This is a genomic window from Faecalibacterium intestinale (genome assembly GCF_040096575.1).
Taxonomy (GTDB): Bacteria; Bacillota; Clostridia; order Oscillospirales; family Ruminococcaceae; genus Faecalibacterium; species Faecalibacterium intestinale.
In genome coordinates, this window is sequence record NZ_JBBMEN010000002.1 from 242,437 (window position 1) to 261,616 (window position 19,180).

Sequence of the window (19,180 nt, forward strand, 5' to 3'; positions counted from 1 at the left end):
TCGTCTTTCATTGATCCGTTCCGGTTCACTGCCTTCAGTATACCATGCTTTTTCCCCGCAGAAAAGTCTCTGCACGCAAAACGGACTTCTGCAGGCGTCCAAACACGCGCAGAAGTCCGTTCGTTTGTTAAAGTATCGTCATCCGCCGACTGTTTTTCGTCAGGAGACTTTTTAGCTTATTTTTCCTTTTGCTCCTTGTCCACCACTTGGATCTTGCCCTTTTTCCACAGCACATAGGAGGTCAGGATGCCGATGGGCAGCATCACGATGATAAAGATGCCCACAAGCCCGCCCAGCACGGAGCCGTAGCCTGCAAGGCGTGCGGCGAGGGAGAGCACCGTCATGATGATCAGCACCGGCAGCACGCCCTTGATGCCGCCTTTGACCACCTTGCTGCCGCTGGACGAGCTGGCGAACAGACCCAGCGCCATGGAGCCGAACAAAGCCGGCAGCAGGTAGCCGGAAGCAGTTTTGACGGCGGGCAGCTCGAACACCGGGCTGATGAAGGAGACACACACCGCTGCCAGCGTCAGGATGGCAACGGTCATCAGGGAAGAGACCGCAACAGCCACCGAAGCAATGGCCTCACCCTCCGGGGTGTTGGGCTGCTTTTGGGTCAGGTTCATGGCGTTTGCCGCCACCGGAAGCTTCAGGTTCATGATGTTGCCGGTGATGAACGCCAGATACGCCGAGCAGCCCAGAATGGGGGTGTAGCTCAGTGCTCCTGAAAAGCCCACCGGGATGTAGATGAGCAGGATGGAGAAGGTGTTCACGTTAAACACCTCGCCCAGAGACGGGATGCTGTCATAGGCAGCCAGCACCACAAAGGGCAGCGCCACCATGTAAATAAGGACGATCAGGGTGCCCACGCGTCCCCAGCGGTGCGCCCAGCTCTGGAAGGAGTCCATTTTGGTCTCAGTCTTTGCTTTACTCATGTCCGTTTCCCTCCTTAACCGAAGATCCGTACCCATGCCAGCGACGAGACAAGGCCGCCCAGCATGGAAAATGCCATCACAAAGTTATTGAGCCATGCAAGACCCGGGCGCTTTGCCAGCACACCCACACCAATGGCGATCACAAGACCGGTGATCATAACGGCAGCCTGCACATTATCGGTGAACAGCAGGATGGGGATGTACACCGAGAACATCACCAGCATAAACACACCGGACAGCACGTTTTTCCAAGTGCTGCCGCCGCTTTCGGCTGCAGAGCGGTCCACGCTTTTGCACAGCTTTTTGCCAAAGGGCAGCAGGATCAGAAAGCCGCTCAGCATACCCACGCTCATCAGGATCATCACCACGCCAAACTGCCGTCCGGTGGCGCTTTCCAGCATTTCTGCAGAGGATGCGTAGCCCAGCACCTGCGCAATGGAGCTGGAGATCATGGTTTCATACGAGAGCGAGCCGATGACCGACAGCCGCCACCAAGCCCACACGCTGCCCAGCACCGCAATGAGCACGAACAGGCCCACCACGATGGAAAGGCTGGGCACAACGGAAAAATAAGGCTGGATTTGATCACGTTGCTCAGTTCCTTGCGTGTGATGCCCAGCTCCAGACAGTGGTCGTATGCCTTTTTGAGATAGACCAGCGAGAATGCGGAAATATACAAAAGACCGCCGAGGATGTCTCCCAAAACGGGAAGCATCCTCGGCGGTATTCGTTTAGCGAGTGTATTGCGGTCTGCAAGCATCCTTATGCAAAGCTTTCTGTCCGCATCAAAGGTATTTCTGGATGGTCGGCACAAGGATGTTCATATTGATCGGCTTTGCGACATGGTCGTTCATCCCGGCATCCAGCGCCGCCTGTTTATCTTCGGAGAAGGCATTTGCAGTCATAGCGATGATGGGGATGTCTGCCTTTTGGGGGTCGTCCATCTGCCGTATCTTTTTTGCCGCATCGTAGCCGTTCATCACCGGCATCTGGATGTCCATAAGGATCAGCTGATACGTTCCGTTTGCAGCTTTTTCCAGCATATCCACGCATTCCACGCCATCTTTTGCGCGGTCTACCGTGCAGCCTTCTTCCCGCAGCAGTTCGGTGGCGATCTCTGCATTCAGGTCGTTGTCCTCGGTCAGCAGGATCTTTACACCGCACAGGCTCTTTTCGTCCGAAGGAGTGGTCTCTCGTTTCGCCTGTGTTTCCTCCTGCGAGGCAATGCGGCAGGGAATGGTCACGGTAAACGTGGAGCCAACACCGATCTTGCTCTCCACTTCCACGGTGCCGCTCATCAACCCGACCAGCTTTTTCACGATGCCCATTCCGATGCCGCTGCCCTCCACCTTGCTGACGGTGGATGTGCGCTCCCGTTCAAAGGGCTCAAAGATATGCTTCTGGAACTCCTGCGACATTCCGATGCCGTTATCGGCAACCGTGATCACCGTATTGCACCAGCCCTCTTTTTCGCCGGGCTTCTGCGTGATATCACAGCAGATCGTGCCGCAGGCACCGGTGTATTTGACCGCGTTGCTGACAAGGTTCGTGCACACCTCGGTCAGGTGCGGGATATCCGCATAGACATACGGATACAGCAGCTGTGTCGTCACCATAAGCGTCTGCCCCTTGCTGTCTGCCTGATTCTGGAATATCGCAATGCAGTTGCGGAAATCTTTTTCGATATCCGAAACAGAATATTCGATCTCCGTTTTGTCGTTTTCAATGCGGGCAAGATCCAGCACATTGTTCAGCAGCATCAGCAGGTTCTGTCCGCATACCTGAATATTCTCCATGTATTTTTCCAGCTTTGCAGGGTCATCCAGATGCCGGGAGGCAAGGTCTGCGTAACCGATAATGGCGTTCATGGGCGTGCGGATATCATGGGACATATTGAACAGGAAGGTGGATTTGGCGCGGTTCGCGCTCTCTGCTTTTTCCACAGCGACCTGCAATTTTGCATTCAGTTCCTGCGTATCGTTTGCGGCTTTCCTTGCAGCAGCTTCGGCTTTACGCGCCTTCTGGAGCAGCATCAAAATCGTGAGCAGAACGACTGCAACAGCAATGCTGCTGATCAACATAACCTTAAAGAAGTTATCCTTTATAAAATCGCTCAGGGTAACCTTCCGCGCGGAGCTCTTATACATCGCAAGCGCGCCGGCAAGCATATTAACAGGCATTGCCTTGATTGTTTTGTTCAGGATGGACAACAGGCTGCGGTTTCCGCTATTGACCGCAAAGCAGGATCTTACAGGGTTTACCAGCGGAACGCTGTAAAAGCTGTATTTCTTGCTGTATTTATTCTCACTGCTGATCCCGGTAACAAAGCAATCCGCCTGTCCGTCTTTGACCAGCTTTGCGGCATCCTCCTGTGTATCGCAGTCCACGATCTCCCACTGCGGATAATAAAACGCAAGGTACTTTTTCAGGGAGAGTTTGTTTTGGGGAACAGCAATGCGGTTTACATTGTTTTCGTTAAAGTACTGTTTGTTCGTGACCGCCATCAGGTTGAAGGTCCACGTTGTGTTGGTACGGGCAAAGTGATACTCTTCCGCCAGATTGGGGTTCTGGTCGCAATGGAAGATCATGTCGATCTCGCCCGATTTCAGCGCATCCAGTTCTGCTTCCTTGCTGTCATAGCCGACCAGCTGGAATTCCAGTTCCTGATTGCCCAGACAATCTGCTGCAAACTGAATATAGTCCGTGATTGCCCCGGTAAGCTTCCCGGTGGCAGGGTCAAAGGTGCTGACGCCGCTGTCGCTCGTCAGAAAGCCCATCCTGATCGCGCCATGCTCTGTGAGCCACGCCTTTTCCTCCCCCGTAAGGATGGGCGTATAATCCATTGAGAAATATCTTTTGTACAGATCTGCCGTATAAAAAGGAGCCTCGTCCTCCACCGCGCGCATCGCACTGTCCAGTTCTTCCTTGAGATCAGGCCGGTTTTTGTTGATTGCATAGTAGATGCCGGATTCTCCCACACGGGTTATGGTCGAGATGCCACGCTCTGCCCAGAAGGATTCTTCCAACGAGACAAAGCAGTCGATCTCGTGGTTTGCCAGTTTTTGCTTTACATCCTCGTTGTTGGAGACGTTGACGTGTTCCGTTTTCAGGCCGTATTTTTCTTCCCACTCGGTCAGCATCACTTCCGGCTCCGTTCCCATCAGAACACCAATCTTTTTGCCGTTCAGCGTTTTGAAATCGGAGACGGAGATGTCTGCGCGTGAGAGATCGGCGTAGAGGTAATATTTTTCCACTCCCATCGGCTCGTCCGAAAACAGCATCTCCCCGGCGCGGTCCTCCGTATAGGAAATATCGCCCATGATGTCGATCTCGCCGTTTTCGAGCTTTTCAAAGCAGTCTGACCAGTCGCAGGTCACATACTCGAACTGCCAGCCCGTATAGCCGGATAAGGTCTCCAGCAATTCGTAGCCGTAGCCTTTTCTTGCGCCTTTCTCGTTGACATAGTTGAAAGTATCCTCAAACGAGCCGACACGGACGACCTTTGCAGGGGCGGTCTCTGCGGCAGCTTTCACAGGGAGCACGGCTGACAGCAACAGCAGCAGGCTCAGCATCGCACAGACACTTTTCCGCAGCAGGGTCTGCATGGTTTCGCTCATTCCAGAGTTTTTCATTTTATCCAATCTTTCTCCGCCCCAGACGGTCTTATTCCGGTCTCGTTTTCACTTCACCGATTTCAGGAAGGTGCTTGCAATATCTTGTTCTGCTGTCAGCAGCTTTTTGAATATATACCATTATATAGTATACATTGTAACATTATAGCAAAAGCGTTTCAAGAATTTTTTCTCGTAAAGAGCACTTATTTTTACGACACGTGTTTATCCCCTACTGACAAAATACCGTTACCGCCAAAATACAGCAATGACAACAAAAAGCGAGCAGCCTTTTTCAGGTCACTCGCTTATGAAAAGCTATCTGTTATTCATGATTTGCGGCAAGCTTTTCTGCCAATTTGCGCATAGCGTTTCTGGTTGCCGTCATAAGTCAGCAGCATTTCACTCATAAGACTTTTACCATAATCAGACGTGCAACGCCTTCCGCCCCCGATTTCAGGAGTCATTCACCGCAACGGCGGTCAAGCCGATGATCACATTCTTCGGTGTGCTGTACTTCCATCAGCTGTTGCATCACATCCCGTGCTCTGTGATAATTCGGCTGCAATATAGACAGCTGTCTTGCAATGCGGTATACTCTAATCAGATCAACATTGTTACCGTTGTAGAGTTGGGAGACATCTGCACCGGATTTACAAAAGCACGCCAGAAAAGTATTCTCGGCGATGATGAATATGGCGGACGCATCTCCCGGAGCGTCAGTCAGATGGAGCACGACGAGCAAAACGGCATGGACCCGGCAGACATCGGACGGTACATTGCCGGCATTGTGGAGAAAAAGAAACCCGCCGTCGTTTATGTTGCCGGTGCACAGTATAAATTCCTGAGCCTGCTGTGCAAGCTTCTGCCCGCTGCTGCGCGCGGAAAGATCGTAGGGAAAATATACGGGTAACAGGCGCAGCGCTCCGCAAAGTACATCTTGACAAAGTTTCCAGAATATCGTATTATCTCTCCAGAAAAGTCGCCAACGGGCGGCTTTTCATAAGGCAGGAAGTTAGTTATCACTAACATTTAAGATCTCCGTTTTGAAACTGTGACGGAGACGCTCGCTCTGCACTGCCGTGCAGCAACACAAAAAATCAACAGGAGAAGATGATGAAAAAACTCTTAAAAGCATTCTGGATCGTACTGGGCTTTCTTTGCATGGTTCTGGGCACCGTAGGGATCGTGCTTCCCATTCTGCCCACCGTCCCCTTCTACATGGCAACCCTGCTCTGCTTTGCGAAAAGCTCCCAAAAACTGCACGATTGGTTCGTAGGTACGAACTTATATAAAAAACATCTGGACAGCTTCGTTCAGAAAAAAGCCATGACCGCCGGAACAAAATGCAAGATCATCGCAATGGTCACCGCTGTTATGGCCATCGGCTTTCTTTGCATGAAAAATGCGCCCATCGGCAGGGTCTGCATTGCCGTGGTGTGGGTCTGTCATTTGCTGTACTTCACCCTGCGAGTCAAGACCATAAAGCCTGCGGAACAGAAACCGGAGAACGCAGAGTAATTGCCTTCCACTGGGGCATTCATGTTCCGCTTCGCTCTACAAACGCGAAGTTATCACTCTGGCAATTCCATTTCATCATTCATTTTTACAAATCCATACTTTTCATACAATGGTCGTCCCATCTCAGTTGCTTCTAATGAAATAGCTGTAATACCCTTGCTTTTAGTATCTCTAATCAGCATATCTAATGTTTTATAAGCAATTCCCAGTCTTCGATATTCAGGATCAGTATACATATTCATGATATAAGCCTTGTTTCCATTTGGATTGTGGTAAGTCGGCATTACTTGAAAAAAACTAACACCACCAGCCCCTACAAAACGATTTCCGTCAAAAACCAAATATGCAATATGAGAGCCGTCACAAAGAGCTTTTTGATAATAATTATAGGATCGTCTTTCAACTTCGCTCATATCCGTATCAGCAGAAAGTTTATTAGCCGCTCTTAACACCTCTATTCTCGTTTTTGTCAACATATCGATATCTTCAAGCGTTGCTCTCTTGTATTTTAAATTCATATCGTGTTCTCTCCCGCAATTCCTAGTTTTCCCACTCAGTATATCACGCTTTTCGTTCTTATTTTATCTGCGGTGTATCCTTTCGCTGCCGGGTGGATTTCAGATATTCCAGCAGTGTCCGGCTCACCACCGAGCTTGCCGTCTTGGAAAACGCCAGCCCCAGCGTCCGGCAGCAGGCAGGCTCCAGCGGGCGGGACACCACACCGGGGCAGCCGAATGCCTGCATCACCAGCTCCTGCGAGATGGTCACGCCCAGCCCGCTGCGCACGAAGGCCATGATGAGGGTATCGTCCCGGAAGCTGTATGCAATATTCGGCTTCACCGGGCACTTGAGCATCAGGTGCTGGATATCGTTGTCGCAGCCGGGGGTTTCGATGATGAGCGGAGCTTGAAACAGCTGCGGCAGGGTCACACTGGGCTGTGCAGCCAGCGGATGCCCCTCCGGGAACACGGCACACAACGGGTCATCCCGGAGCGGGTAGAATTTCAGGTCGTCTGCCACAATGGACGAGAGAAAACCGCAGTCCACCTGTCCACGGATGATCCATTCTCGGATCTCATCATAGTTGCCGTCCAGAATTTCGATCTTCACCTTCGGGTAATGCTCCTTGAAATAGTGCACGACTTCCGGCATCCAGAGCGTTGTGATGCTGGAAATGCTGCCCACCCGCAGTTTGCCCTCCACCTTGTGGTTGATGTTGAACGCCGCCTGCCGCAGCCGGGTCTTCTGGTTTGCCAGTTCCCGGATGTAGGGCAAAAGACGTGTTCCGTTATCGGTCAGGGTCACGCCCCGGTTGATGCGGGCGAACAGCTGCACCCCCAGTTCTTCTTCCAGCCCCGCCATCATCTGGCTGATGCCGGATTGGGTATAGTTCAGTGCCTCCGCTGCTTTGGAAAAACTGCCCGTTTCGCATACCTTCAAAAATATCTCGTATCGGTCTTTCTGTTCCCGCATCGCAAACGCTCCATAAGTAAAATTTATAGGTCATAGTAATTTTATTGTGTTTACTGATATGATACTTCATGTTATCCTATATTACAATAGTTCGTCGCAAGATAAACAAGATGCCTGCTCCAAGCAGCATCTTTGCGACACGCAATCCAGCCGTTGTTGCCAACAAATCAATATGCTGGATTGCAGTTAGGATAGGAGTTTGAGAATCATGGAAAAGAAAGCAAGCAGTTTCTCCGGACAAATCGGATTTGTCCTTGCTGCCGCCGGAAGTGCGGTGGGTGTCGGCAACCTGTGGCGGTTTCCGTACCTTGCCGCAAAGGATGGCGGCGGTTTGTTTTTGCTGGTGTATCTGGTGCTGGTGCTGACCTTTGGCTTCACCCTGCTCACCTCGGATATCGCCATCGGACGCCGCACCAAGCAGAGTGCCATCCGCGCCTACGAGACCATGCGTCCCAAGTGGAAATTCCTCGGCATCCTCACCTTTCTGGTGCCGGTTCTGATCATGACCTACTACGCCGTCATCGGCGGGTGGATCACGAAATATGCGGTGGTCTACCTCACCGGGCAGTCTGCTGCCGCTGCCGAGGACGGCTATTTCACCAGCTTTATCACCTCGCCGGTGTCGCCCGTGGTGTTCGCTCTGCTGTTCATGGGCGTAACAGCTTTCATCGTGTACAACGGCGTGGAGGGCGGCATTGAGCGGGTGTCCCGCTACATGATGCCCATTTTGCTGGTGCTGGTGGTCGTGATCGCGGGCTACGCCCTCACCCTGCGCCACGAGGACGCCTCCGGGCAGATGCGTACCGGTCTGGAAGGTCTGCGCTACTACCTGACCCCGCATATGGAAGGGCTGACCGTCAGCCGCTTTTTGCAGATTTTGCTGGACGCCATGAGCCAGCTGTTCTTCTCTCTCAGCGTGTCCATGGGTATTATGATCACCTACGGTTCCTACGTCAAACCGGACGTAGACCTGAACAAGGCGGTAAATCAGATCGAGATTTTTGATACCGGTGTAGCTCTGCTGGCCGGTGCTATGATCATCCCCGCCGTGTATGTGTTCTCCGGCACCGAGGGCATGAGCGCAGGCCCCAGCCTGATGTTCGTCTCGCTGCCCAAGGTGTTTGCCGCCATGGGCAAGGCCGGTACTTTCGTGGGCATCCTGTTCTTCGTCACCGCTATTTTTGCCACCCTGACCTCCTGCATCTCGGTGCTGGAATCCATCACCGCCAACTGCATGGAGATCTTCCACTCGGGCCGCAAAAAGACGGTGCTTGTGCTGGCGGTCATTTATCTGGCCGCTTCCGCCATCATTGCGCTGGGTTACAGCATCTTCTATTTTGAGGTACAGCTGCCCAACGGCTCTGCGGCTCAGCTGCTGGATATCATGGACTACGTCAGCAACAGTGTCATGATGCCTTTCATTGCCCTGCTGTCCACCATCCTGATCGGCTGGGTCATGACGCCGGATTACGTCATTGACGAGATGCAGCGGGGCGGCGAGACCTTCCGCCGCAAGAAGCTCTACCGGGTGATGATCCGCTATGTTGCCCCGGTGATGATGCTGGTGCTGTTTTTGCAGTCCACCGGAATCCTTGCTTAAAAGGCTACTCTCCCATGTATCAGGACGTAAACTTCTGTATTCCCACGGAAATTGACGCCATTGAGGGTGCGTATAAGTATCGGAAAGACTAAGTATACCAGTTTTAGCGGATGGTTCTGCGGAGCCATCCGTTTTTTCTTGCTCGAATCGCGTTTTTTCTGTTTTCTCTTGACGATGCCCCGCTAATGGAGTAGGATGGTGCTGCAAAAATGAATTGCAAAAGCTGCTGTTCTGAAATACCAAAAAAGCCGTCCGGCACCGCATCAGGACTGCCTTTGCAACTATAAGGATGTGTCTCTATGAAACTCAAACAATTTCTCCAGCAGGAAACGGTCCTCACCGCAGCCGCTGTTCTGGCCGTTGTCTCCGCCTTCTTTGTTCCGCCGGATGTGCAGTATATCGGCTACATCGACCTGCGCACACTGGCGATCCTGTTTTCCCTGATGACGGTCATGGCCGGGCTGCGGCGGCAAGGCTTTTTTGATGGGCTGGGACGCACATTGCTGTCCCGCACTCACAGCACCTTTCAGCTGACGATGGTACTGGTCGGGCTGTGCTTTTTCGGAAGTATGTTCATCACCAACGATGTTTCCCTGCTGACCTTCGTTCCCTTTACATTCGTGGTCTTGAACCGTCTGGGAGCAGATGTCCGCCGCGCTCTTCTGATCCCGGTGGTCTGTATGCAGACCGTTGCGGCAAACCTTGGCAGTATGCTGACTCCCATCGGCAACCCGCAGAACCTCTATCTTTACGGAAAAAGCGGCATGAGCATCGGAGGCTTTGTGCTTCTTATGCTGCCCTACACCCTGGTCTCTCTGCTCCTGCTGCTGGCTTGGGCAGCAATGGTCTGCCGGAAAACCTCTGCCGCCCTCTCCGTGGACGAGCTTGTTTCTTCCTCTGCATCTCAGGGAGATCAGAAAATCATCTTGCTGTATCTGGTGTTGTTTGCCGTTTGCCTGCTGTCCGTGATCCGGGTGCTGCCCTATGGCATTGCCTTTGCCGCTGTGCTCGTCTGCGCCCTTTTTGCAGACCCACGCACCTTGCGGACGGTGGACTATTCCCTGCTTCTGACCTTTGTAGCTTTTTTCATCTTCATTGGCAATCTTGGCCGCATTCCCGCTTTCTCCGGCTGGCTGCAGGAGTTTTTGACCGGTCGGGAAGTTCTGGTAGCGGTTCTTGCTTCGCAGGTCACCAGCAATGTTCCCGCCGCCCTGCTGCTGTCCGGGTTCACGGCAGAGACACAAGCCCTCATTATCGGCACTAATCTGGGAGGTCTTGGCACTTTGATCGCATCCATGGCCAGTCTTATTTCCTACCGGCAGATTGCACGGGAGCTGCCACAGGGGAAGAGACAGTATTTCGGGCTGTTCACCCTGTCCAATCTGATTTTCCTTGCGATCCTGCTGGGCGTGTGGTTTTTGCTCCGCTGAGCGTGGCAGCAGGCAGCGCTATGAACGTCTTTTTCCTGCTGCCCGGCAGACCTTCGCACTGAGATTTATGAAGTAAAAAAGGGAGTTCTGTCATGGACGAAGGTCCGGGCAGAACTCCCTTTGGTTTTACCGTATGCACCAGCGGATGAACCGTTTTGTTTTTTCTTTATTGCGCCGCCGTCCTTTCCTCACACTGTCCCGTTTGCTTTGGTCGGCTCCGGGTACCTGATCAAATCATACAGCTTGCCAAATGCACCAAGATCGTGCATCCCGGCAAGTTCCATGCCCAGATGCACATATTTGTCGCACTTGCTTTTGGCATCCGTTTCCAGAATCACCGGCACGCCCAGCCGGTCGCCCTCGGCAAATGCAAAGTTCAGCACCTTGCGCATATAACCCTGCCCCTGATATTTCTCCCGCACACAGACAAGGCCAACGAAAATATAAGGCTTCTTTTCCTTGTCCATGCGGTCTTGCAGGGAAGCGCCGCCCCGCTTGATGGCGATTCCAAACCGCAGAAGGCGCTTCAGAGTAGAGTTGTGCAGCATTCCGCAGGCAATGGGCCACATGGTCTTGAGCCCCATCTTCTCCTTCGGCAGCTTGTAGGCGATATAGCCCTCGCCCCGCTCGCTGGTGGTGTGCAGAAAGCCGCCCCGCAGCACCCCGCGCACATAAGCGCAGATATAGTTTGCCGTGGCTTCTTTCCCGGAAAAGGCAGCGGACATTCCTGTTTCCTCTCCATAGTCATAATAGCCGAAGGCATGGCCGATATCACGGATGGATTTCTCGTCTAATGTTGTAACTTTCATTGTATTTCACTTTCCTGATTCTGCTGCGCATCTGCCACTGTCTCGCCGTCTGCCAAAAAGTGCTCCATGCCAATATGTCTCCCCGCTATTATCGAACCTTCATGCAAAAATCACAGCGATCATTGCCGCGCCCCAGCGTCATGCTTCTCTCCCAGATCAGTTTCGGATGCAGCCCGGTATAGCTGATGTCATCACTGTCACAAAAACAGCGGCACAGCTCCGGGCAGCCGTATTCTGTGCAGGTGTCGTGATAGGGACACTTCATCATATCCACACGCCAGACGCCGTTACCGGTCTGCAGTTCTTTTGGGGCAAAGCCCGCCGCCGGGCCGAAAACGCTCCGGGTGGATTTGACAAAAACACCGGGAACAAGGCGGTAAAGCCCCGGTATGTGCAGCAGGGCGGCAAGCTGTTTGTGGCTCGTTCTCGCCAAGCGCTCCACATAGCCGTGAACGGTTTGCAGTGCTTCTTCTTTCGGCATGACCCGCTGTAAGGTTTCGTAGGCCGCAATGCCCGGTAAGATCTGCCGCTTGAGGTGGTACTGCTTTTCCTTGCTTGCACCTGCATTTTCAGCCAGCAGCGCATTCAGGCGTGCATCAAAAGCGGCGTTCAGCTGCTTTGCCTGCGTGGGAAAGCGCTGTGCCGCAGTCTCCCGGAAGTCACGGGAAAGATAAGTCTCCTTCATCGTCTGACCTCCACCTCTTTTAACTCTCCACTTTTTGTCATTTCTCGCAGGAGAACCAGTCCAAGCGCCAGAACCAGCAGGTGCCCGGTGGATTCCGTTCCGTGGTCGATCTGATTAAGCGGCCACGGCAGAAGCGTGAACAGATTGCCCACGATCCCGGCAAAGGCGATAGGATTGCAGAGGGACGCCAGTATCCGCTGTCCTGTGCTTTTCAATGGGAGCATTCGCTTCCAGATCAGCACGAGCATCACGATGGAAAGCAGCACATCGCAGAGAATATACGATGCCAGCAGCGGCGCGGCATTGCAGTAAAACACCTTGTTGGCAATTTCAGCCGCCGCCCGCATATCGTCGTATTGCACAAAGGCAAACTTAAAGATCAGTGCCACATTCATAAACATGGCGTGGACATAACCCCAGCAGACCGTACCGGTGAGATATGCAGCCTGAAACATCTTGACCCACTTCCGCTGTTTCGGTTGGGAGAGATGCCGCTTCAGGAGTTTCCACATCTGGTGAAATCCGATATAATAAAGTGCTGTTCCCAGCACGCCGCAGATAATGCTGAGCACCATGCGCCATGTCGCCATATCGAGATAGGCTACCTTGACCATCAGCCCAATGGATTCTGTGCTTTGGCTTTTCCCGGTCGCCGAAAACAAAAAGTCGCCAATCACATAGAGCAAGCAACCGACCATACCCGCGACGATTGCTTTCTTCTCTTTACTCACATTCATGATCGCACCTCATTTCTGTGCTGTGATGCACAGCCAGCCCTTTTTATTTTTGTGGTTCTGAACCCTGCCAAAGCCTGCTTGCTCCAGATACACTTTCAGATCAGCATCCGTATAGATGGTCATACCGTTAATGATTTTCGTCCATTTGTCGTCTTTTGTTGTTTCGCCGTTTGCTTCATTGCAGATGAAAAAGATTCCGCCGGGCTTCAGCACCCGATAGACCTCTCTGAAATTCTGCGCAAGTTCCGGCCAGAAGTAAACTGTTTCAAAGGCGGTCACCACATCAAACTGCTCCGCTTCAAACGGCAGCTCTGTCACGCTTGCCTGTTGCACGGTACACCGTCCTGCCGCAATGGCTCTGGCATTGACTTTTCGCGCTTTTTCCACGCTGACGGCTGAGTAGTCGATGCCCTGCACCTTGCCGTTGGGACAAAGTTTCAACATCGTTTTGATGTTCGCCCCACCGCCGCAGCCGCAGTCCAGCACCATAGCATCCGGGGCAGGCTGCAAAAAATGCAATCCCCACGCTGCCATTGCGCTGTGCCCAAAGTTCATCATAGCAACCATGATCTTCCCACCAAGACCTACGGGCTTGCGGGTGTTTTCAAAAAAGGACATAGCCCTACCCTCTTTCTGTTTACCATTCACAATGCAATGCTTTTTACCAGATGCGCCCACTGCTCCGGGTGACAGACCGGCAATTCTCGTGTCGTAAGTTAGATGGTGCTAACTTACGATCCTATAAAAAGCCGCTTTTCAGCGGTCTCTCTGCCAAAATAATACGCCCTGCTGCTGTCTCTGTCAAGAAGTTTCGGCATTTTCGGAGATTTTGAAGTAGATTTCGCTTTCGGAATTCCTCAACCATCACCCCCGTGCCACATCCAGCACCATCATCACGCTGAAGCCCACCGTAAAAACACCGTGCCAACGTTGGAGTTCTGTCCCTGCGACATTTCCGGGATCAGCTCTTCCACCACATACAGCATGGCTCCGGCAAAAAGGTCAAGGGTTTTTAGGAGAAGCTAACTATATGCTTTTATAGCAATTCAACTTTTTTAATGCAACAGCAACAGCGTTGAATGGCATATCGCAAATATGCTGTTTGAATGTTGCACTAATTTCTTGACTTGCGGTAGAAATAAAGATAGAGGTGTGTTGTGAATTATTCTGCGAAGCAAAAAGGGAGTTCTGTCACGGACGAAGGTCCGGGCAGAACTCTCTTTGCGTTTATCTTGTGTTACCTTACTCGCCTTCCGGCTCCTTGCAGACATCCACCCAGCCCTCGGCTCCGGCGGCGGCTTCCAGCTCCTGCAAGGTCAGCTTGACGGCGGTGTGACCGTTGCCCGCTGCCGGGTAGACGGTGTCGAACTTGCGCAGGCTCTCGTCCAGATAGATCGCCACGCCCTCGTTCACCCCAAAGGGGCACACGCCGCCGGGCGCATGACCCACATAGGTCTCCACCTCATCGTAGGGGATCATTTTAGCCTTCATGTGGAACAGGCTCTTGTACTTGTGGTTGTCCAGCTTTGCCGTGCCCTCGGTGACGATGAGCACCGGCTTTTCGCCCTGCAAAACCGACAGCGTTTTTGCGATGCTGGCAGGCTCTACGCCCAGTGCGTGGGCTGCCTCTGCCACGGTGGCCGAGGACTCGCTCAGCACAATGACATGGTCTCCCAGACCTTTTTCTTCCAGGTCTGCTTTTGCTTTTTCAAAGGACATTTTCCCACTTCTCCGCTCTTATTCGGTAATGGCCCAGACCCGTGCGGGCAGACCAGTTGCACCTTCAATGCGGGGATAAGAAACGATGACCACCGCACCGGCAGGCTGTACTTTATCCAGATTTGCAAGCACTTCCACCTGCAGCTTGTCGTTGTCCAGAACATAGCGCTCGCAGGCAAGATCACCCTTTTCCTCCGCCACCGCAGAGGAATCGGTATCCAGCGTTTCGTGGCCGTTGGCGGCGGCGTTGCGCACCTTGTAGATATACTCCAATGCTTCCAGCGACCAGCCGGGGGCATTTTCTTTACCCTCTGCGTCGATGCCGGACAGCGCATCCATATCCGGCCACTTCTTGTACCAGTCGCTGCGCAGAGCCACCAGCGCACCATCCGGGATGGGGCCGTACTTTGCTTCATAGGCCTTGATGTCCTCCACCGTCACAGCGTAGCGGGGGTCTTTCTTGGCCTGCTCAGAGATATCAATGACCACCAGCGGGAAAATCAGGTCATTCACATCGTACTTTTCGGACAGTGCTTTGCCCTTGATGAAGTGACCCGGGAAGTCGATATGGGTACCAAACTGTCCGGGGAATTTGAAGGTCTGGATCAGGCATTCCAGTTCCGGCTTGCCCCAGTCCCACACGGTCTTTGCCAGCTCCACAGAGCCTTCCGGGATACCGGACCAGTAGGGGCTTTCGTTGTTCAGCGAGTGAGAAAGTTCCACCCAGTGATATTTTTTAGCATCCTTCAGTGCGTTCCACAGTTTATAAACAGCCATTGTCGGTTCTCCTTTTATTGTGACGATGTATGTTCGGGCACTTCTCCCAGACAACGGCATCTTCCTGTTTTTTTCTCAGTCTGTCTGCCGGGAATTTGTCTGGGAGCAGCGCATTCGCCCGGGCAGCCTGTGCCGGGCATCTGCTGTATGTTTCATCTGTCTGCGCTCCCTTCCTTGTGTTGGGGATAGTATAAACCCATTTTCGCACCATGTCAATAGGTTTATTCTTTCAAAGACAAATCTGCCTTCTCGTCAGCCGGTTGCCCACTGCCGGAGCCCCCTTAATTTCATACGTCCTGCTTCTTTTCCAGTGCTTCAAAGTGATACCGGGGCTTGCCTTTGCTCTTTTTGCCGTACTCGATAGCTTCTTTCGGGCAATAGCAGATGCACGCCATGCAGTGGGTGCAGTTTTTGCCCCAGACCGGTTTGCTGTTTTCCAGATGGATGTTGTTCAGAGGGCATAGCTCCACGCACTTACCGCAGCCGATGCAGGCATCCGTTGCCCGGAAGGCATCGGCTTTTACAAAAAAGCGATAGAACACCGGGTTCACCGGGCCGCTCATAAAGCGGTCGTAGAGGTTTTCTCTCGGCGGGGGAAATTCCTGCCCGGCTCTGAGCCGGGTCAGCACCTTCTGAAGCCCGGGCTCTGCCTGTTCCACGATGCTCCGTGCCTGCTCCTTCTGGGGTGCATTAAACATGGCAATGTAGTTTTCCGGCATGATGATCTGAGCTGTGCCCATGTACTGCAAGTGCTTTTGCGCCGCAAGCTGCCGGTTATAGCCTGCTGCATTGCCGATCTCGCTGCCGCAGTCCATCACAAACCAGATGCGCTCTGCCCCGGTCAGCGTGGTCTTGCCCAGCCACTCCGACACCACTCGGGGGATGCGCCATGCATAGGTAGGCGTGACCAGCACCACGTCACGCCCGGTCTGCACCGGGGCAGTATCCCCTACCTTGATACAAGCGTTCAGGTCGTAAAGCGGCATTTCCAACCCTTCGGCAATGCGCCGCGCCAGATACCGGCTGTTGCCGGTTCCCGTAAAATAAAGTACCATGGCTGCTCCTTCGTTTTTTGTGTGGTTTTCAGTTGCCTGTCTGCCCGGCAGACTGGAACTTGACACTTTGTATTTATTGAGAATACTCTTGAAACCATCTTGCAAAGCGTGATTTATTGAAAATAATGAATTTATATAGTTCTCCATTTTTCATATTAACTGTTGCAATTGGAAAGACTATCCACTTCCAAGAGATTTCTTTTATTTCCTGCATCGGCAAAACTAAATTTCTGTATTTTTTGCCAACTGTAAGCTTGTTTGTCTTGTAAGTAAGCGACTGACTGTCGAGGTACAGACCTCCTCCAACTATGCCATTGTGACACAAACTGCAAACAAAAGATTTCATAGAAACATCCCTCCATTAAATTCCAAGTTGTCGTTCTTAGTGTCCCATGGTTTCCGCACACAAAAAGTCCCCTGTGCAAGGTGTGTGCTTACACCTCGCCCGCAAACTTCATGCCCCAGCTCATGCGGGTGTCGTACATCAGGCGGGTCAGGGCAAGGCTGTCCTGCGGGGTGTAGCGGTCGCTGCCGGTACGCCCCAGCTTGACGCAGCGGCTTGCTTCCCGGATCTCATACTCAAAGCCGTTGATGTCCACCGGGCAGCGGATGACCTCCGGCTCTTTGCCCTCCACTTCCAGCGTCATGGTCTCGGCGTGCTGGAAATCCGGCAGAAAGATGCTGCCCTTGGTGCCAACAATGCGGGCATTACGCTCCAGCTCCTGCCCGATGGTCTGGACAGACTCTGCCTTGCAGCCGCCGGGGTAGGTCAGCACAAGGCGACTGTAATCGTCGGTGCCGTACTCGTTGATGTGCACCTCTTTGGTTTCCACCTTCTCCGGGTCCTGTCCGGTGAGGATGCGCAGAAAACCCAGATTGTAGATGCCGATATCCAGCAACGCACCGCCGCCCAGACCGGAATCAAACTTGCGGTCCTTTCGGGCACCGGAGGCCACAAAGCCGTACTGGCAGGTGATCTGCTTCAGCTCCCCGATGGTGCCAGCCGCAAGGATCTGGCGCAGGCGGTCGTACAGCGGCAGCAGCCAGATCCAGAACGCCTCCATGAGAAAAAGGTGCTTTCCCTCCGCCAGACGGTACAGCTGCTGCGCCTGCTCCGGGCTGATGGTAAAGGGCTTTTCGCACAGAACGTGCTTGTCCTGCTCCAGGCAGAGCTTGCAGTTTTCGTAATGCAGGGTGTTGGGGGTGGCAATATAGATTGCCTCCACCTCCGGGTCGGCGGCAAGGGCTTCGTAGGAGTCATAGCAGCGGGGAATGCCGTACTGCTGTGCAAACGCCTGTGCGCTTTCCATGTGCCGTGAACCCACGGCAACAAGCTGCTCTCCCTCTGCGCCCATCTGTTCCACCGTAGACGCAAATTTTTTGGCAATGGTGCCGGTCGCTAAAATTCCCCACTTCATAACGGTACCTCCCGGTTTATTACTTTGGATTCGTTGCGTTCAGTATACCATGATTTTTCCTTGCGGAAAAGATTCCCAAAAACAAAAATATCCCCGGAGGGCTTATTGCCACTCTCCGGGGACAGATTCTATGCACCGGCATCTTTCATCTTGTTCCCAGCAGTCCCATCCATTATAATAAAGACAGAAAGAAGGTGCCAACATGAAACACCGCATTGTGACGGCTGCGCAGATGAAGGAGATCGAACGAGCCGGGGATGCCCACGGTCTGTCCTACCTGCAAATGATGGAAAACGCCGGGCTGGCTGCTTACGCCGAACTGCAAAAGCAGTTCCCGCATCCCGGCAGGCTGCTGGTGGTCTGCGGAAAGGGCAACAACGGCGGCGATGGGTTCGTGATCGCCCGTGCCGCTGCAAAAGATGGTTGGAATGTGACCGTTCTTTTGGCTGAGAGCGAGCCGAAAACTGCTGACGCCATCCGCAATTTTGAGCGTCTGCACTCCCTGCCGGTGCACATCTGCGCCGACGGTTCTGTACTGGAAATGCAGCGCTTTGTTGCCGTTGTGGATGCCCTCTACGGCACCGGGTTCCATGGTGAACTGCGGCCTTCCGGTCTTGCTGCCTGCGGGCTGATACGCCGTCTGCACAAGGACGGTGCCTTTGTGCTGGCCGTAGACCTGCCCAGCGGCATCAATACGGATACCGGCGAGGTTGCCGAAGGTGCTGCTCATGCAGACCTGACCGTAACCTTCGACAGCTATAAGCCGCTGCATCTGGCAGAAATTTCTTCGCCCCTGTGTGGAAAAATCGTCTGCGCCGACATTGGTATCCGGGACGAATGGCACCCGGAATTTTGACGAGGACTTGCCGCTGCGGTCAAGGATAAAAACAAGCTCTGTGAGATTTTTCTTCATAATAACGGTGTCATGCTTCCTTTCCACAGAAAAGCGTCTGCACGCAAAAAAGCTCCTGCAAGCGTTTAACCACTGGCAGGAGCCCGTTTATTTTTTAAAGTTTCGTCATCCACAGACCATGCAGATTGCAGTAGGCGTAGACCGCCACCGGCTTTTCGCTGCCCAGTTCAAACACCGCCTTTGGTGCCTGACCGGGGGCGAGGTAGCGGAGCTGTCCGCCGTTTTCGGTCTCCACAAAGAGCCACTGGATGTGGTGCACATCCACCATGGGGTGCTCCACTGCACCCACCGTAACCGTGAGGGTGCTGCCGGAAAGCTCTGCCACCGGCAGGTGCTTTTCGCCGCTGGCTTCCACCGTGTTGGGGAGCAGCTCCTTCATCTTTTCGCCGCAGCAGACCAGCGGAACGCCTGCGTTGTGGATGGTGGTGACCAGGTTGCCACAGTGCTCACAGATATAAAACTTTGCCTTCATATTAAAATCCTCCATCGGAATGTTG

Annotated in this window: 20 protein-coding genes; 5 read left to right on the forward strand and 15 right to left on the reverse strand. The window is 53.1% G+C overall.

The window, feature by feature from the left end; genetic code table 11:
* Positions 1 to 176: 176 nt before the first annotated feature.
* The 3 genes from WMO20_RS03045 to WMO20_RS03060 form a co-directional block, all read right to left on the reverse strand.
* Entirely contained in the window at positions 177 to 935 is a 759-nt protein-coding gene (locus tag WMO20_RS03045) for a hypothetical protein (protein WP_349185796.1), read from the reverse strand.
* Between the two features lie 14 nt (positions 936 to 949).
* A complete protein-coding gene (locus tag WMO20_RS03050; protein WP_349185797.1) occupies positions 950 to 1,495 on the reverse strand; it encodes a DUF5058 family protein in 546 nt (181 codons plus the stop codon).
* A 225-nt stretch (positions 1,496 to 1,720) separates the two neighbouring features.
* Complete coding sequence (locus tag WMO20_RS03060) at positions 1,721 to 4,567, reverse strand: hybrid sensor histidine kinase/response regulator (RefSeq protein ID WP_349185799.1); 2,847 nt, start codon at positions 4,565 to 4,567, stop codon at positions 1,721 to 1,723.
* A gap of 469 nt (positions 4,568 to 5,036) precedes the next feature.
* Here WMO20_RS03060 and WMO20_RS03065 point away from each other — a divergent pair, with 469 nt between their 5' ends.
* Positions 5,037 to 5,459 (forward strand): hypothetical protein, encoded by a 423-nt coding sequence (locus tag WMO20_RS03065; RefSeq protein ID WP_349185800.1) that lies wholly within the window; start codon positions 5,037 to 5,039, stop codon positions 5,457 to 5,459.
* A 200-nt stretch (positions 5,460 to 5,659) separates the two neighbouring features.
* Positions 5,660 to 6,067 carry a YbaN family protein gene (locus WMO20_RS03070; RefSeq protein WP_347475229.1) on the forward strand — a complete coding sequence of 136 codons (408 nt, stop codon included), beginning with the start codon at positions 5,660 to 5,662 and terminating at the stop codon, positions 6,065 to 6,067.
* Positions 6,068 to 6,120: 53 nt separating this feature from the next.
* Here the strand turns inward: WMO20_RS03070 and WMO20_RS03075 are convergent, their stop codons facing one another.
* Together WMO20_RS03075 and WMO20_RS03080 are read right to left on the reverse strand one after the other, a co-directional pair.
* Positions 6,121 to 6,585 (reverse strand): GNAT family N-acetyltransferase, encoded by a 465-nt coding sequence (locus tag WMO20_RS03075; protein ID WP_349185801.1) that lies wholly within the window; start codon positions 6,583 to 6,585, stop codon positions 6,121 to 6,123.
* A gap of 58 nt (positions 6,586 to 6,643) precedes the next feature.
* Positions 6,644 to 7,540, reverse strand: a complete 897-nt coding sequence (locus WMO20_RS03080) for a LysR family transcriptional regulator (protein ID WP_349185802.1) — start codon at positions 7,538 to 7,540, stop codon at positions 6,644 to 6,646.
* 208 nt (positions 7,541 to 7,748) lie between these two features.
* On the opposite strand from WMO20_RS03080, the gene WMO20_RS03085 reads away from it, so the two are divergent.
* Both WMO20_RS03085 and WMO20_RS03090 read left to right on the forward strand, forming a co-directional pair.
* Positions 7,749 to 9,140, forward strand: coding sequence for a sodium-dependent transporter (locus tag WMO20_RS03085; RefSeq protein WP_316539638.1), 1,392 nt, complete (start codon positions 7,749 to 7,751; stop codon positions 9,138 to 9,140).
* A 299-nt stretch (positions 9,141 to 9,439) separates the two neighbouring features.
* Entirely contained in the window at positions 9,440 to 10,570 is a 1,131-nt protein-coding gene (locus WMO20_RS03090; RefSeq protein ID WP_349185803.1) for an SLC13 family permease, read from the forward strand.
* A gap of 188 nt (positions 10,571 to 10,758) precedes the next feature.
* On the opposite strand, the gene WMO20_RS03095 is transcribed toward WMO20_RS03090, so the two are convergent.
* The 9 genes from WMO20_RS03095 to WMO20_RS03135 form a co-directional block, all read right to left on the reverse strand.
* Entirely contained in the window at positions 10,759 to 11,379 is a 621-nt protein-coding gene (locus tag WMO20_RS03095; RefSeq protein WP_349185804.1) for a GNAT family N-acetyltransferase, read from the reverse strand.
* Between the two features lie 88 nt (positions 11,380 to 11,467).
* Entirely contained in the window at positions 11,468 to 12,064 is a 597-nt protein-coding gene (locus WMO20_RS03100; RefSeq protein WP_349185805.1) for an L-2-amino-thiazoline-4-carboxylic acid hydrolase, read from the reverse strand.
* Positions 12,061 to 12,801, reverse strand: coding sequence for a DUF6796 family protein (locus WMO20_RS03105; RefSeq protein ID WP_349185806.1), 741 nt, complete (start codon positions 12,799 to 12,801; stop codon positions 12,061 to 12,063). Before WMO20_RS03105 ends, WMO20_RS03100 begins: the two co-directional genes overlap by 4 nt.
* Before the next feature lie 9 nt (positions 12,802 to 12,810).
* Entirely contained in the window at positions 12,811 to 13,419 is a 609-nt protein-coding gene (locus tag WMO20_RS03110; protein ID WP_349185807.1) for a class I SAM-dependent methyltransferase, read from the reverse strand.
* A 624-nt stretch (positions 13,420 to 14,043) separates the two neighbouring features.
* Positions 14,044 to 14,520: a YbaK/EbsC family protein gene (locus WMO20_RS03115; RefSeq protein WP_349185808.1), complete on the reverse strand. Its 477-nt coding sequence runs from the start codon at positions 14,518 to 14,520 to the stop codon at positions 14,044 to 14,046.
* A gap of 18 nt (positions 14,521 to 14,538) precedes the next feature.
* A complete protein-coding gene (locus tag WMO20_RS03120) occupies positions 14,539 to 15,297 on the reverse strand; it encodes a cyclase family protein (RefSeq protein WP_349185809.1) in 759 nt (252 codons plus the stop codon).
* Positions 15,298 to 15,584: 287 nt separating this feature from the next.
* Positions 15,585 to 16,352 carry an EFR1 family ferrodoxin gene (locus WMO20_RS03125; protein ID WP_349185810.1) on the reverse strand — a complete coding sequence of 256 codons (768 nt, stop codon included), beginning with the start codon at positions 16,350 to 16,352 and terminating at the stop codon, positions 15,585 to 15,587.
* 73 nt (positions 16,353 to 16,425) lie between these two features.
* The gene (locus WMO20_RS03130) at positions 16,426 to 16,698 is read right to left on the reverse strand and encodes a hypothetical protein (RefSeq protein ID WP_015536969.1); all 273 of its coding nucleotides are present in this window, start codon (positions 16,696 to 16,698) and stop codon (positions 16,426 to 16,428) included.
* Positions 16,699 to 16,786: 88 nt separating this feature from the next.
* Positions 16,787 to 17,770 carry a Gfo/Idh/MocA family protein gene (locus WMO20_RS03135; RefSeq protein ID WP_349185811.1) on the reverse strand — a complete coding sequence of 328 codons (984 nt, stop codon included), beginning with the start codon at positions 17,768 to 17,770 and terminating at the stop codon, positions 16,787 to 16,789.
* Positions 17,771 to 17,972: 202 nt separating this feature from the next.
* Here WMO20_RS03135 and WMO20_RS03140 point away from each other — a divergent pair, with 202 nt between their 5' ends.
* Positions 17,973 to 18,626 (forward strand): NAD(P)H-hydrate epimerase, encoded by a 654-nt coding sequence (locus tag WMO20_RS03140; protein WP_349185812.1) that lies wholly within the window; start codon positions 17,973 to 17,975, stop codon positions 18,624 to 18,626.
* A 151-nt stretch (positions 18,627 to 18,777) separates the two neighbouring features.
* Here WMO20_RS03140 and WMO20_RS03145 read toward each other — a convergent pair whose 3' ends face one another.
* Entirely contained in the window at positions 18,778 to 19,155 is a 378-nt protein-coding gene (locus WMO20_RS03145; RefSeq protein WP_015536964.1) for a desulfoferrodoxin family protein, read from the reverse strand.
* Between the last annotated feature and the right edge of the window lie 25 nt (positions 19,156 to 19,180).

What these genes read in the sequence shown, in the direction of transcription:
- WMO20_RS03095 (WP_349185804.1), bottom strand. Translation starts at nt 11,379, where the DNA reads ATGAAAGTTACAACATTAGACGAGAAATCCATCCGTGATATCGGCCAT.
- WMO20_RS03080 (WP_349185802.1), bottom strand. Translation starts at nt 7,540, where the DNA reads ATGCGGGAACAGAAAGACCGATACGAGATATTTTTGAAGGTATGCGAA.
- WMO20_RS03130 (WP_015536969.1), bottom strand. Translation starts at nt 16,698, where the DNA reads ATGAAATCTTTTGTTTGCAGTTTGTGTCACAATGGCATAGTTGGAGGA.
- WMO20_RS03135 (WP_349185811.1), bottom strand. Translation starts at nt 17,770, where the DNA reads ATGAAGTGGGGAATTTTAGCGACCGGCACCATTGCCAAAAAATTTGCG.
- WMO20_RS03070 (WP_347475229.1), top strand. Translation starts at nt 5,660, where the DNA reads ATGATGAAAAAACTCTTAAAAGCATTCTGGATCGTACTGGGCTTTCTT.
- WMO20_RS03145 (WP_015536964.1), bottom strand. Translation starts at nt 19,155, where the DNA reads ATGAAGGCAAAGTTTTATATCTGTGAGCACTGTGGCAACCTGGTCACC.
- WMO20_RS03110 (WP_349185807.1), bottom strand. Translation starts at nt 13,419, where the DNA reads ATGTCCTTTTTTGAAAACACCCGCAAGCCCGTAGGTCTTGGTGGGAAG.
- WMO20_RS03140 (WP_349185812.1), top strand. Translation starts at nt 17,973, where the DNA reads ATGAAACACCGCATTGTGACGGCTGCGCAGATGAAGGAGATCGAACGA.
- WMO20_RS03065 (WP_349185800.1), top strand. Translation starts at nt 5,037, where the DNA reads ATGATCACATTCTTCGGTGTGCTGTACTTCCATCAGCTGTTGCATCAC.
- WMO20_RS03060 (WP_349185799.1), bottom strand. Translation starts at nt 4,567, where the DNA reads ATGAAAAACTCTGGAATGAGCGAAACCATGCAGACCCTGCTGCGGAAA.
- WMO20_RS03090 (WP_349185803.1), top strand. Translation starts at nt 9,440, where the DNA reads ATGAAACTCAAACAATTTCTCCAGCAGGAAACGGTCCTCACCGCAGCC.
- WMO20_RS03045 (WP_349185796.1), bottom strand. Translation starts at nt 935, where the DNA reads ATGAGTAAAGCAAAGACTGAGACCAAAATGGACTCCTTCCAGAGCTGG.
- WMO20_RS03100 (WP_349185805.1), bottom strand. Translation starts at nt 12,064, where the DNA reads ATGAAGGAGACTTATCTTTCCCGTGACTTCCGGGAGACTGCGGCACAG.
- WMO20_RS03085 (WP_316539638.1), top strand. Translation starts at nt 7,749, where the DNA reads ATGGAAAAGAAAGCAAGCAGTTTCTCCGGACAAATCGGATTTGTCCTT.
- WMO20_RS03120 (WP_349185809.1), bottom strand. Translation starts at nt 15,297, where the DNA reads ATGGCTGTTTATAAACTGTGGAACGCACTGAAGGATGCTAAAAAATAT.
- WMO20_RS03075 (WP_349185801.1), bottom strand. Translation starts at nt 6,585, where the DNA reads ATGAATTTAAAATACAAGAGAGCAACGCTTGAAGATATCGATATGTTG.
- WMO20_RS03125 (WP_349185810.1), bottom strand. Translation starts at nt 16,352, where the DNA reads ATGGTACTTTATTTTACGGGAACCGGCAACAGCCGGTATCTGGCGCGG.
- WMO20_RS03115 (WP_349185808.1), bottom strand. Translation starts at nt 14,520, where the DNA reads ATGTCCTTTGAAAAAGCAAAAGCAGACCTGGAAGAAAAAGGTCTGGGA.
- WMO20_RS03105 (WP_349185806.1), bottom strand. Translation starts at nt 12,801, where the DNA reads ATGAATGTGAGTAAAGAGAAGAAAGCAATCGTCGCGGGTATGGTCGGT.